Below are 13,618 nucleotides of genomic sequence, written 5' to 3'. Positions count from 1 at the left end.
TAGCAGTCTCTTTTAATTTGTAAAAGAATGAAAAGATATATGCTACAATGTTTTGTTTTAATTATGTAATGAAATTATATATTAACTTTATTAACTATTCAAGTGTTTAATATGTTACATTTTTATAACTAAAATAACTCCTCGATTGAGGAGTTATTTTTTAAACATTGGATTGATAGCCATCAATTCGTTTTGGATGTGTGTAAATATTACAAGAGTCATTTCTAATAAACCCTACGACTGTAATGCCTAAATCATGGGCAAGTTGCAATGCTAATTTTGTTGGGGCAGATTTAGATAGAACAATTTCACATCCGATTTTTGAAACTTTGAGTAAAATTTCAGATGAAATACGTCCGCTAAATGCGATAATTTTTCCTTTAACAGATATATCATTGCGTAAACAATGACCGTATATTTTGTCTAATGCATTATGTCTTCCGATATCCATTCTTGATAGAAGGATATTATTTCGATCACATAGCGCGGTATTGTGAACACCACCAGTTTGGCGAAAGGTAGTGGAAGATTGTTGTAAAGTATTCATTAAGTAAAAACATTCTTCAGGAGTAATTTTTACATGTATATCATGTAAGTCTTTTGCTTTTGCCGCATCGTTTACGAAAATAAAACCTTGTCTACCTTTTCCGCAGCAAGAAGTGACGTATCGTTTATTATATAAAGTTTGATAGAGCGGATTCACTTTTGAGGATTTTACATGGACAATTCCGTTATCTTTTTGAACCCATAGTTCTTCAACATCGTTATAGGAAGAAATAATCCCCTCAGAAATTAAAAAACCAATTACCATATCTTCAATATAATTTGGTGTGCATACGACTGTTACATATTCTTCACCATTCAATTTAATAGTAATAGGAGATTCTGTAACAATCTCATCAAGTTGTTTTGAAAATGTACCAGATTGATAACGTACAATTGTATAAGTCTCTTGCGTAGGCCCCATATTTAATTCCCCTTTTATATGTATTTCTCTCCCACATTTATCATAAAACAATGGGAAAAATAAAAACACCTATTAACAAGAAGATCACAGATTATTTTGGTTATTATTGTATATGTACGATATAATAGAACTGTAGAATAGTGATATTTTCAAGCTTTCGTAGTTATACCTTATAACATCTAGAATCCACTTCATAAGAAAGTATTTGGGTAGAGCGTTTCAAAAATATGTACAGTAATGCGATTTTGAAAACGGATTCATGATTGTGTTGTACAGTTGGTTGTAAGGAGAGGGGAAACTATGGCAGAACAGACAGTCCGTGTAACCGTCGATGGTAAAGAATTTTCTGCATCAGGTGAAAAGACGATACTACAATTATTTAACGAGAGTAATTTGGAACATCCTCAAATTTGTCATGTACCAGAAGTAGATCCAATTCAAACTTGTGATACGTGTATTGTAGAAGTAAATGGAAAGTTATTGCGTGCTTGTTCAACGAAATTAGAGAACGGTATGCATATCGAAAGGCAGTCCCAGCGTGCAAAAGAGGCACAGACTGAGGCAATGGATCGAATATTAGAGAATCATCTACTGTATTGTACCGTTTGTGATAACAATAATGGTAACTGTAAAGTCCACAATACAGTACATATGATGGGAATTGAGGAACAGAAATATCCGTATGAGCCAAAAGTAAGTGCGTGTGAAGTGGATATGTCACATCCATTTTATCGATATGATCCAAATCAATGTATTGCTTGTGGGCAGTGTGTAGAAGTATGTCAAAACTTACAAGTGAATGAAACTATATCGATTGATTGGAGCTTAGACCGTCCACGTGTTATATGGGACAATGGTGTAAGTATAAATGACTCATCTTGTGTAAGTTGCGGGCAATGTGTAACAGTATGTCCATGTAATGCGTTAATGGAAAAAACAATGCTGGGTGAAGCCGGATTCATGACTGGATTGAAACCAGATGTGTTAGATCCGATGATTGATTTTGTAAAGGATGTAGAGCCTGGATATAGTAGTATTTTAGCAGTTTCAGAAGTAGAGGCTGCGATGCGTAAGACGAAAGTGAATAAAACAAAAACAGTTTGTACATTTTGTGGTGTAGGTTGTTCATTTGAAGTATGGACGAAAGACCGCCACATTTTGAAAGTACAGCCTGTTTCAGATGCGCCGGTTAACGGTATTTCAACATGTGTAAAAGGCAAATTTGGATGGGATTTTGTAAACAGTGAAGATCGTATTACAAAGCCATTAATTCGCCAAGGAGATATGTTTGTTGAAGCTTCATGGGAAGAGGCTCTTGAAGTTGTTGCATCCAATATGCAGCATATTAAATCAGAATATGGAAGTGATGCATTTGGTTTTATTTCTTCTTCGAAAGTAACGAATGAAGAAAATTATCTTATGCAAAAACTAGCCCGTCAAATATATGGAACGAATAATGTAGACAACTGTTCCCGTTATTGTCAATCTCCAGCAACAGACGGTTTATTTAAAACTGTCGGTATGGGCGGGGACGCTGGAACAGTGAAAGATATTGCGGAAGCAGGCCTTGTCATTATCGTTGGAGCAAATCCGACAGAAGGACATCCTGTACTTGCAACGCGTGTAAAACGTGCTCATAAATTACATGACCAAAAATTAATTGTGGCGGATCTTCGTAAACATGAAATGGCAGAGCGTGCGGATTTATTCATTCATCCGCGCCAAGGAACTGATTACGTATGGCTCGCTGGTATTACGAAATATATTATTGATCAAGATTGGCACGATAAAAAGTTCATAGCTGAAAATGTGAAGAATTTTGATGAATATAGCAAAATGGTAGAAAAGTATACGCTTGATTATACAGAAGAAATTACGGGGATTTCGAAAGAAAATCTGAAAGAAATGGCACGTATGGTATATGAAGCAGATGGTACTTGTGTACTTTGGGGAATGGGTGTAACTCAAAATACTGGAGGAAGTACAACTTCAGCAGCAATTTCAAATCTATTGCTTGTTACAGGTAACTATCGTCGTCCTGGTGCAGGAGCATACCCATTACGCGGACATAATAACGTACAAGGCGCTTGTGATATGGCAACATTACCAAACTGGCTTCCAGGTTACCAAGCGGTTTCAGATGATGCGCTCCGTGCGAAATTTGAAAAAGCATACGGTACTACAATTCCGAAAGCACCAGGCTTAAATAATATTGCAATGTTACTGGCAGCAGATGAAGGAAAACTGCGTGGTATGTATGTTATGGGTGAAGAAATGGCTTTAGTAGATTCGAATGCCAACCATGTACAACATATTTTAGCGAATTTAGATTTCCTTGTTGTTCAAGATATGTTCTTATCGAAAACAGCTCGTTTTGCTGATGTTATTTTACCGGCAGCACCAAGCTTAGAAAAAGAGGGAACATTTACGAATACAGAGCGCCGTATTCAAAGATTATATGAAGTATTGAAGCCGCTTGGTGATTCAAAGCCAGACTGGTGGATTTTACAAAAAGTAGCTCGTGCGCTTGGCGGGGACTGGAATTATGAAAGTCCAAGTGAAATCATGGATGAAATTGCATCGCTTGCACCTTTATATTCTCAGGCAACATACGATCGTTTAGAAGGATGGAATAGTTTATGTTGGGGTAGCCATGATGGTAGCGATACACCGCTATTATATGTGGACGGATTTAACTTCCAGGATAAACTAGCTCGTCTATCATTAGATGAATGGGTACCACCAGTTGTAGCGCCAGATGAGTATGATTTACTTTTAAATAATGGTCGTATGTTAGAACATTTCCACGAAGGGAATATGACGAATAAATCGGCTGGTATTTTATCTAAAGTATCTGAAGTGTTCGTTGAAATCTCGCCTGAACTTGCCCTAGAGCGCAATGTGAAAGATGGTGGCCTTGTAGAATTAGCATCACCATTTGGGAAAATTAAAGTACAGGCACTTGTTACAGATCGTGTAACGGGGAAAGAGCTATATTTACCGATGCATGCAACGGTAAATGAAGAGGCAATCAATATTTTAACTGGAACGGCGACAGATCTTTATACGTGTACACCAGCGTACAAACAAACGATGGTAAAGATGCGTGTATTACGTGAAAAAGGGAATCGTCCGTTACCATCTTCAAACCCGAGAGATAAAAAGCGTAATCCGCAAAACGGTGTTGAAATCGAGCAAAAGTGGCAAAGAAAACAATACGTATCACTTGTGGACTAGGGGGCGGAGATAGTGGCGAAAGAAATTACTGTAATTAAAAAGAAAGTTGTAACAGAGGAAGAACAGAAACAGCAAGTAGCAGATGAACTTCTAAATGAGCTATCTAATAATCGTGAAGCAGTAGAAGAAACGATGCAGCTTTTAGCACAGTTGCAGAAGGCTGGTATATTAGATGCGGCAATTAGTTTACTTGCTGCGAAGGAAGATGTTTCAAAAATCGCTGTGGAGCAACTAAATCGTGAACCAGTTAAAAATGCACTCAACAATATGATGGGGGCAGGAGAAGCGTTATCTTCAGTTGACCCAGAAATAACGAAGCAAATTACGTCAAGTTTAGTTACAGGATTGCAATTTGCAACAGATGAATTAAATAGTGGTAAAAAAACAAAAGTGATGGATTTCTTTAAAGTATTAAAAGATCCAGATATCAATAGAGCTATTACATTCGGTTTTAGCTTCTTGAAAGCATTTGGACAAGGGCTAGAGAAAAAATAGAATAAATGAAAAAGTGATGGGAAGTAGCCATCACTTTTTTCATTATATGTATAAGAGTGTTCATGTTAAGCGGAATATATTATTATTAAAAAGATGGATTAGGACTGGAAATATGGAATCCATCTCAAATACCGTTTTAGAATTTGGAGGAATATATGCAACACCGTAAAAAACTATCTATACCAGGAGTAATGAGACATTCCTTTCAAACAGTTAAATTTGCTTTTTGGAATGTATTAACTTTTCAACTTGCTTATAAATTATTAGCAGCGATTGTGTTTGTTCCACTATTTGGAATTATTTTTAATAAGTTATTGTATTTTGGTGGTTATGCAAATGCGACAAATGATGAATTATTAGCGTTTTTAAAGACGCCTTATGGCATCTTAGCAATCGTAATTTTATCATTGTTAGCACTGTTTCTTATCTTTACAGAATTTGCGGTGCTTATTATTATTTCGTATTTCGCTCATAAAAGACAGAAGGTGAAATTACGTCCGATTTTATATAAAACGGTAACGTATTTACCTACTCTTTTCACATATTGCTTACCAGGATTTATTTTATATGCTGTCGTATTGTTGCCTCTTTTAAATATGGGATATGAAACGGCATTAATCCCGCAAATTCAAATTCCTAACTTTATTACAGGAGAACTGTTTAAGACAACGATGGGACAAGTTGGTTATTACACGTTCTTTGCTGTAGTCGCGTATTTGAATCTTCGATGGATTTTCGTTCTACCTATTGTTGTTTTAGAGCAAAAACCATTTCGCGTGGCAGCACGTAAAAGTGCAACTTTAGTAAAGGAAAGCTTTTTTAAAGTACTATTCTTTTTAGTAGGATTTTTTATCTCAATTGGAATTGTATATGTCGTGTTTTTGGGAATGTATTTATTGTGCCTATGGGGTGTTTATGAATTTACAAACCCGAAAGGAACATTTGCATTATTAGCTGAATCAACGATTTCTGTATTTTTAACGAGTACATTGTATTTATTCAGCTTTATCGTGACGCCATTTTATATTATGGCGATTACGCGATTATACTTACAAAAGGTTCCAGTTGAGGATGTTTTATTAGAAGAAGGATTAGATTATTCGAAAACGAAAGCAGATAAATGTTTCTTCCAAAAACATCGTTGGAAATTCATTGGCGTATACATTGTAGGAATTATTACTGCGGGAATGGTCGTTGCCTTCATTGTAACGTTTATTTCAAATTCGTATAAAGAACCGATTATTATGGCGCACCGCGGGTATATATCAAAAGGCGTAGAAAATACGAAAGAAGCTGTGCAAGGTGCTATTGATGCAAAAGCAGACTACGCTGAAATAGATGTATTACAAACGAAAGACGGTGAACTAGCGGTTATACATGATTTGAAGCTGAAACGTCTCGCAAATGCCAATGTGCATGTGTCAGATTTAACGATGGCGGAGTTAAGGCAGCTTACCCTTAGTCAAGATGGACTTTCAGGACAAATAAGTACACTTGATGAAATCATTAAGCTAGCAAATGGCAAAATCAAACTTAATATAGAAGTGAAGCTTCATGGGGGCGAAAAAGATTTTGTAAACAAAGTCTTAAAAGCGATTAAAGATAATGAATTTGAGAAGCAATGTGTAATTCAAACGTTACACTATCCACTTATTAAAGAGTTTAAGCGTGCAAATCCAGATATAAAAGTAGGGTATATACTGTATGCAAGTAGAGCTAACTTAAAGAATGTGAAGGCTGACTTTTACGTAGCAGAAGAATATATGTTAAATAAGAAATTAGTAAAAGAAGCAAGGAAGTTAAACAAACCAATTTACGTATGGACAGTAAATGATATGGAAAATTTAAAGGCATATTATAAGTTAAACGTAGATGGTATTATAACCGATTACCCTGAAGATGCACGTGAAACAATTAAGATGTTAAAAGAGCAAGAAGCGGAAGAAAGTGATCTGTTTGATAAAATTACTGAAACGACAGATGATTTATTTTCTAAGTTATTTATAAGTTACCCAGCTGCTAGCTAAATGCTAGCAGCTGTTTTTTTGTAAAAAGAATATATCTCTAAAGTATTGAGTAAAGTAATAACTGTATATGTATACGTTATCGCTTAGGTTTCTTACATTGTTACATTATTGTCAAATAATAAATGATTGCTGTTTATTTTGAAGCAGTATAATAAAAATAGAGTGAAAGATAATGGAATGACACGAAACCCCTAATAGAATCAATGTTTTATATATTTACACTATTCTAAATATAAAAACTTTAGGAAAATGATATGTTAGCGTTTTCATAACTTTTAAGTTATGCTAGAATAAGGACATAAGTTATTAATTATTACAAAAAGAAAAAAGAATCTCTTTTTTCTGTTAATTATAAGGGGGCATTTCATTATGCGTATTGGGGTACCAGCAGAAATTAAAAACAACGAAAACCGTGTGGCAATGACACCAGCAGGTGTTGTACATTTAATTCGTAACAATCACGAAGTATTCATTCAAAAGGGTGCAGGTTTAGGGTCTGGTTTCACAGATGCTCAGTATGTTGAAGCGGGAGCAAAAATTGTTGATACAGCTGAAGAAGCTTGGAATATGGAAATGGTTATGAAAGTTAAGGAACCAATTGAAAGCGAATACAAACACTTCAGTGAAGGCTTAATCTTGTTCACATACTTACACTTAGCTCCAGAGCCAGAATTAACAAAAGCTTTAATCGAGAAAAAAGTTGTTTCTATCGCGTATGAAACAGTACAATTAGAAAACCGTTCATTACCATTACTTGCGCCTATGAGTGAAGTAGCTGGTCGTATGGCTGCACAAATTGGTGCACAATTCCTTGAGAAAAACAAAGGCGGTAAAGGTATCTTACTTGCAGGTGTTCCAGGGGTTAAACGTGGTAAAGTAACAATCATCGGTGGTGGACAAGCTGGTACAAATGCTGCTAAAATTGCAGTTGGACTAGGTGCGGATGTAACAATCATCGACTTAAGTGCAGAACGTCTTCGTCAATTAGATGACATTTTCGGAAACCAAGTAAAAACTTTAATGTCTAATCCTTACAATATTGCAGAAGCTGTTAAAGAGTCTGATCTTGTAATCGGTGCAGTATTAATCCCAGGTGCAAAAGCTCCAAAACTTGTAACAGAAGAAATGATTAAATCAATGGAACCAGGTTCTGTTGTTGTAGATATCGCGATTGACCAAGGTGGTATTTTCGAAACAACTGACCGTATTACAACTCATGATAACCCAACTTACGAAAAACACGGCGTTGTTCATTATGCAGTTGCAAACATGCCAGGTGCGGTTCCACGTACATCAACTCTTGCATTAACAAACGTAACAGTACCATATGCAGTACAAATTGCTAACAAAGGCTACAAAGAAGCTTGCCTAGGTAACACTGCATTACTAAAAGGTATTAACACATTAGATGGCTATGTAACATTCGAAGCAGTTGCAGAAGCTCACGGTGTAGAGTACAAAGGTGCTAAAGAATTATTAGAAGCAGAAACAGTATCTTGCTAATAGAAGCATTATACAAAACAAAATCGAACAATATATAAAACAACATGATAAGAGCTAAGAGTGAAGATCTCTTAGCTCTTCTTGGCAAAAGGGGGCATACATCGTGGCCAACCTATTTAAAAAGAAATCCGTTACGCAATTGTTAGGGGAAAGTAAAAGTAAAACTTTGACGAAAACGCTAGGGGCATTTGACCTAACAATGCTAGGGATTGGTGCGATAATTGGTACAGGAGTTCTAGTATTAACTGGATTAGTAGCAGCAAGAGATGCTGGTCCAGCAGTTATTTTTTCATTCATGATTGCAGCCATCGTTTGTGGATTTGCAGCATTATGTTACGCAGAGGTTGCATCTACACTTCCTGTTTCAGGTAGTGTGTACACATACTCATATGCAACAATTGGTGAGTTTGTAGCTCATTTAATGGGATGGACATTACTATCCGTATATGTTGTAACGACTGCCGCAGTAGCTGGCGGATGGACTGGTTACTTCCATAACTTAGTGAGTGGATTAGGGCTTGAAATTCCAAAAGCACTGCTAACGATTCCGTCTCAAGGTGGTATAGTGAATTTACCAGCAGTTATCGTTACATTAGTTATAACTTGGTTATTATCAAGAGGTACGAAAGAAAGTAAACGAGTGAATAACATAATGGTATTAATTAAAATTGGTATCGTTGTTTTATTCATTGCAGTTGGTGTATTCTACGTGAAACCAGAAAACTGGATACCATTTGCACCGTACGGTTTAAGTGGAGTTTTCGCGGGGGGAGCAGCAGTATTCTTTGCTTTCTTAGGATTTGATGCATTAGCAACTTCTGCTGAAGAAGTAAAAAATCCGCAACGTGATCTACCGATTGGTATTATCGCTTCGTTAGTCATTTGTACAATCATTTATGTTGTAGTTTGTCTCGTTATGACGGGTATGGTTTCATATAAAGAGCTAGATGTACCGGAAGCGATGGCGTATGTGTTAGAAGTTGTAGGACAAGATAAAGTAGCTGGTATAATCGCAATTGGAGCTGTAATTGGTATTATGGCAGTAATTTTTGCTTACATTTATGCAACGACACGTGTATTCTTTGCGATGAGCCGTGACGGTTTATTGCCAGAATCTTTCGCGAAAATTAATAAAAAGACAGAAGCGCCAACATTTACAGTTTGGTTAACAGGAATTGGTAGTGCTTTAATTGCTGGATTTATCGATTTAAAAGAATTGTCGAATTTAGCGAATATTGGAGCGTTGTTAACATTTGCGATGGTTGGTGTGTCAGTTATTATTCTTCGTAAAACACATCCAAAATTACAACGTGGATTTATGGTACCACTTGTACCGATCTTACCGATTATTTCGATTGCATGTTGTCTATTCTTAATGGTAAATCTACCATTAAAAACATGGATGTACTTCGGTGCTTGGTTAGCAATTGGAGTAGTTGTATACTTTGTTTATTCGAAAAAACATAGTCATTTAAAAGACGATGGAAGTTCGCAGGATAATTTAGAACAAGCTAATTAAAAGCTTAATTAAAAGGGATATAAGTATAGTAAGCCTTGTGCGTCTAGGGAGCGCGCAAGGCTTTTTCTTTTGTTGAAATAAAGGGAATGTATATTACTTTGTTGAATTTTTATGTCGGAATATGAAAAAAGGGTGGGAGCAAAATGGAAGAAACAAAAGTTGTAGTTGGAGCAGAGGGTTATAATAATAACCCTGGTTGGTTACATACGAATGAAGAAGAATTAAATTTATTACGGAGAGAAACTTGGCTTGATAAATTTCAACCTAATTCTTTATCAGTAATTTTGGCAGAACATGTATGGGAGCATTTATCATATGAAGAAGGAATTGAAGCTGCAAAAATTTGTTATGAGTTTTTAATGGAGAATGGATATATTCGTTGTGCAGTACCAGATGCATTTTTTCCAGATGAAGAATATCAACAAGGGGTACAAGTAGGTGGACCTGGTCCATTAGATCATCCTGCAGCAAGCCATAAAATTGTTCATAACTATAAAACAATCACGTCCATGTTTGAATCAGCAGGTTTTCAAGTGAGGCTCTTAGAATACTGTGATGAGAATGGTAAGTTTCACTATAATGATTGGAATGAGAAAGATGGATTTATTTATCGTTCGAAACGTTTTGACCATAGAAATCGGGATAATCAGTTAGGATTTGTTTCTTTAATTGTGGATGCGGTGAAAATGAAAAGTAAGTAAAAAGGGGTGTGCGAATTGTGCATCCTTTTTTGTATGAGAATATAGAGGGTGCGGAAAATATGTATACGACTTATTAAAATGTGAACGGAATGTTCATAAAAAAAATTCAGATTTCATTGACACATATGAGTAGGCGCTCATATAATAAGAGTATAAGATATATGAATGGTTGTTCATATGTTCAATTAAAGAGGTGAGCTATAATGGCTGGAAATAAAGTAGAAACACCACAAGAGACATGTTCTCAAACGATAATTCATGAAGAAGTTGTAGAGCAAGTAAAACAAACAATTCCAACTGATGAAAGTTTAAGTAAAGTAGCAGAACTATTTAAAGTATTAGGTGACCGTACACGTACGAGAATATTACATGCGCTATTTGAAGCTGAAATGTGCGTTTGTGATTTAGCTTATTTATTAGGAATGACACAATCATCTATTTCGCATCAGCTTCGTGTGTTAAAGCAAGCGAAACTTGTGAAGAATCGTAAAGAAGGAAAGGTTGTTTATTATTCGTTAGCTGACCAGCACGTAATTCATATCTTCGAGCAAGCGTTTGAACACGTAAACGAAGAAGAATAAAAAGAACGCGAGGAGGGAGAACGATGGCTGAAGCGTTAGTGAAAAAGAAACTGATGTTAGAAGGTTTAGATTGTGCGAATTGTGCAATGAAAATTGAAAAAGGTGTTGGGAATATAGAAGGAGTAAATTCTTGCTCTGTAAACTTTGCAACAAAGACAATGATTTTAGAAACGGCACAAAATAAAGAAAACGAAGTTGTTACGGAAGCAAAACAACTCGTTACAAAATTAGAACCGCATATTAAAGTGCAAGAAGAACAAAAAAATAAAATTGCTAAAGAAGTATTTATATTAGAAGGTTTAGATTGCGCGAACTGTGCAATGAAAATTGAAAATAAAGTGAAGGAAATGCCAGCTGTCTCAGAAGCAACTGTTGATTTCGTATCGAAGAAACTACGAGTAGAAGTTGCGAATAAAAGAGAACTAGAAGCGACTGTAGCAAATATAACAAATGTCGTTCAAAAGTTAGAACCAGATGTGAAAGTTGTTCGTGAAGAGAAGAACGGTCATGACCACGGACATAGTCACGATCATGGTGAAGCAAATGTGAAAAAGATGGTAGGGAGATTAGTGGTCGGCGGAATTTTGACAGCAATTGCTGCATTAGCGGGCTTACCACAAATGGTAACAATTCCGTTATTCGTCCTTGCTTATTTATTAATAGGTGGAGATATCGTTTGGAGAGCGGTAAGAAACATAACTCGTGGCCAAGTATTTGATGAAAACTTCTTAATGGCAATTGCAACTGTAGGAGCTTTTGCAATTCAACAATACTCAGAAGCTGTAGCAGTAATGCTATTTTATCAAGTAGGAGAACTATTCCAAAGCATTGCGGTAAACCGCTCTCGAAAATCAATTACTTCATTAATGGATATTCGTCCTGATTATGCGAATGTAAAGGTTGGAAATGAAACGAAACAAGTATCACCAGAAGATGTACAAATTGGCGATTATATTATCGTTAAGCCAGGTGAGAAAGTGCCGTTAGACGGAAAAGTAATTGAAGGAACATCAATGGTAGATACTTCAGCATTAACAGGTGAATCTGTACCACGTGAAGTTGAAGTTGGAAATGATGTATTAAGTGGCTTTGTGAACCAAAACGGTGTGTTGACAATTGAAGTTACAAAAGAATTCGGTGAATCCACTGTATCGAAAATTTTAGATTTAGTTCAAAATGCAAGCAGTAAAAAAGCACCAACGGAAAACTTTATTACGAAGTTTGCACGTTACTACACTCCAGTTGTAGTTATTACAGCGGCGATCATGGCGTTTATTCCACCACTTATTTTAGAAGGAGCTACATTCTCTGAGTGGATTTATAGAGCTTTAGTGTTCTTAGTAATCTCTTGTCCATGTGCGTTAGTTGTATCCATTCCTCTTGGATTCTTTGGAGGTATTGGTGGTGCATCTAAAAGTGGTGTGTTAGTAAAAGGTAGTAACTATTTAGAAGCTTTAAATGATGTAAAATATATTGTTTTTGACAAAACAGGAACATTAACCAAAGGTGTTTTCAAAGTTACAAAAATGGAACCGAGCGAAGGTACTACAAGTGAAGAGTTATTAGAGTATGCGGCATTTGCTGAAGTATATTCTAACCATCCAATTGCCCAATCTATTCGAAAGGCATATGGAAAATCAATTGATGAAAAAATAATCGATGATTATAACGAAATTTCTGGTCACGGTACAGTTGTAAAAGTACAAGGAAAAGAAATTTTTGCAGGTAATGCAAAATTAATGAGAAAAGAAAATATTGAATTTAAGCAACCAGAAACAGTAGGTACATTAGTTCATGTTGCTGTAGATGGAAGATATGCAGGTTATATTGTTATCTCTGATGAGGTAAAAGAGGATTCGAAACAAGCGATTCAAAAATTAAAAGAACTAGGTATTAAAAAGACATTAATGTTAACTGGTGATGCAAAACCAGTTGGTGAAGCTGTCGGTAAAGAATTAGGCTTAGATGAAGTTCATGCGGAATTACTACCGCAACAAAAAGTAGAAGAGATTGAAAAAATTGATGCAGCGAAGCACGGAAAAGAAAAAATTGCCTTCGTTGGTGACGGTATTAACGATACACCAGTATTAGCCCGTGCAGACGTTGGTATTGCGATGGGTGGTTTAGGGTCAGATGCAGCAATTGAAGCGGCAGACATCGTTATTATGACTGATGAGCCTTCAAAAATTGCGACAGCTGTAAAAATTGCAAAACGCACAAGAAGTATAGTGTGGCAAAATATCATCTTTGCTCTAGGTGTAAAAGGGATCGTTTTATTACTTGGTGCCTTTGGTATTGCAACAATGTGGGAGGCTGTTTTCTCAGATGTTGGTGTAACACTACTTGCAGTGTTAAATGCAATGCGTGTATTACGAGTGAAAGATTTATAAAAAAGAGGACGCAACCTGCGTCCCCTTTTTTATTAGTGATTTTGTTGAAATTGATTCAATAAAATAATATCAAATATTATTTTGCTTTTAAATAGTATTATATTAAAATTTACAAATTAAAAACATTCGTCGTATTATTTTAATATATTTTTTACAAATATCCATATAGTATTGAAAAAACCAGAGAAGGAGAAACTT

At 35.8% G+C, this 13,618-nt stretch carries 9 protein-coding genes; 8 read left to right on the top strand and 1 reads right to left on the bottom strand.

Annotation, left to right across the window (positions count from 1 at the left end):
- Window positions 1-160 precede the first annotated feature (160 nt).
- Window positions 161-967: a formate dehydrogenase accessory sulfurtransferase FdhD gene (gene fdhD / locus MKY38_RS19285; protein ID WP_000529241.1), complete on the bottom strand. Its 807-nt coding sequence runs from the start codon at window positions 965-967 to the stop codon at window positions 161-163.
- A 300-nt stretch (window positions 968-1,267) separates the two neighbouring features.
- On the opposite strand from fdhD, the gene fdhF reads away from it, so the two are divergent.
- The 8 genes from fdhF (at window position 1,268) to MKY38_RS19245 (ending at window position 13,420) form a co-directional block, all read left to right on the top strand.
- Entirely contained in the window at window positions 1,268-4,204 is a 2,937-nt protein-coding gene (fdhF, locus tag MKY38_RS19280; RefSeq protein WP_065223315.1) for a formate dehydrogenase subunit alpha, read from the top strand.
- A gap of 12 nt (window positions 4,205-4,216) precedes the next feature.
- Window positions 4,217-4,699 (top strand): DUF1641 domain-containing protein, encoded by a 483-nt coding sequence (locus MKY38_RS19275; RefSeq protein ID WP_001040540.1) that lies wholly within the window; start codon window positions 4,217-4,219, stop codon window positions 4,697-4,699.
- A gap of 155 nt (window positions 4,700-4,854) precedes the next feature.
- Window positions 4,855-6,726: a glycerophosphodiester phosphodiesterase gene (locus MKY38_RS19270; protein ID WP_065223314.1), complete on the top strand. Its 1,872-nt coding sequence runs from the start codon at window positions 4,855-4,857 to the stop codon at window positions 6,724-6,726.
- A gap of 369 nt (window positions 6,727-7,095) precedes the next feature.
- On the top strand, window positions 7,096-8,229 hold the full coding sequence (ald, locus tag MKY38_RS19265; RefSeq protein WP_001219744.1) for an alanine dehydrogenase: 1,134 nt from the start codon (window positions 7,096-7,098) through the stop codon (window positions 8,227-8,229).
- A 103-nt stretch (window positions 8,230-8,332) separates the two neighbouring features.
- Entirely contained in the window at window positions 8,333-9,748 is a 1,416-nt protein-coding gene (locus MKY38_RS19260; protein ID WP_001284887.1) for an amino acid permease, read from the top strand.
- A 143-nt stretch (window positions 9,749-9,891) separates the two neighbouring features.
- The gene (locus tag MKY38_RS19255; protein ID WP_000393177.1) at window positions 9,892-10,449 is read left to right on the top strand and encodes a class I SAM-dependent methyltransferase; all 558 of its coding nucleotides are present in this window, start codon (window positions 9,892-9,894) and stop codon (window positions 10,447-10,449) included.
- Between the two features lie 203 nt (window positions 10,450-10,652).
- A complete protein-coding gene (locus MKY38_RS19250) occupies window positions 10,653-11,030 on the top strand; it encodes an ArsR/SmtB family transcription factor (RefSeq protein ID WP_000918378.1) in 378 nt (125 codons plus the stop codon).
- 23 nt (window positions 11,031-11,053) lie between these two features.
- The gene (locus MKY38_RS19245; RefSeq protein ID WP_097862259.1) at window positions 11,054-13,420 is read left to right on the top strand and encodes a heavy metal translocating P-type ATPase; all 2,367 of its coding nucleotides are present in this window, start codon (window positions 11,054-11,056) and stop codon (window positions 13,418-13,420) included.
- The last annotated feature ends 198 nt before the right edge of the window (window positions 13,421-13,618 follow it).

Origin of the sequence: Bacillus sp. FSL R5-0585 (genome assembly GCF_038004545.1) — a bacterium.
Classification (GTDB): Bacteria; Bacillota; Bacilli; order Bacillales; family Bacillaceae_G; genus Bacillus_A; species Bacillus_A cereus.
Note: the sequence above shows the minus strand (reverse complement) of the source record. Positions and strands in the feature narration are given on the sequence as shown.

Coding starts and splice junctions, on each gene's coding strand:
- MKY38_RS19250 (WP_000918378.1), top strand. CDS start 10,653: ATGGCTGGAAATAAAGTAGAAACACCACAAGAGACATGTTCTCAAACG.
- ald (WP_001219744.1), top strand. CDS start 7,096: ATGCGTATTGGGGTACCAGCAGAAATTAAAAACAACGAAAACCGTGTG.
- MKY38_RS19255 (WP_000393177.1), top strand. CDS start 9,892: ATGGAAGAAACAAAAGTTGTAGTTGGAGCAGAGGGTTATAATAATAAC.
- MKY38_RS19270 (WP_065223314.1), top strand. CDS start 4,855: ATGCAACACCGTAAAAAACTATCTATACCAGGAGTAATGAGACATTCC.
- fdhF (WP_065223315.1), top strand. CDS start 1,268: ATGGCAGAACAGACAGTCCGTGTAACCGTCGATGGTAAAGAATTTTCT.
- MKY38_RS19245 (WP_097862259.1), top strand. CDS start 11,054: ATGGCTGAAGCGTTAGTGAAAAAGAAACTGATGTTAGAAGGTTTAGAT.
- fdhD (WP_000529241.1), bottom strand. CDS start 967: ATGGGGCCTACGCAAGAGACTTATACAATTGTACGTTATCAATCTGGT.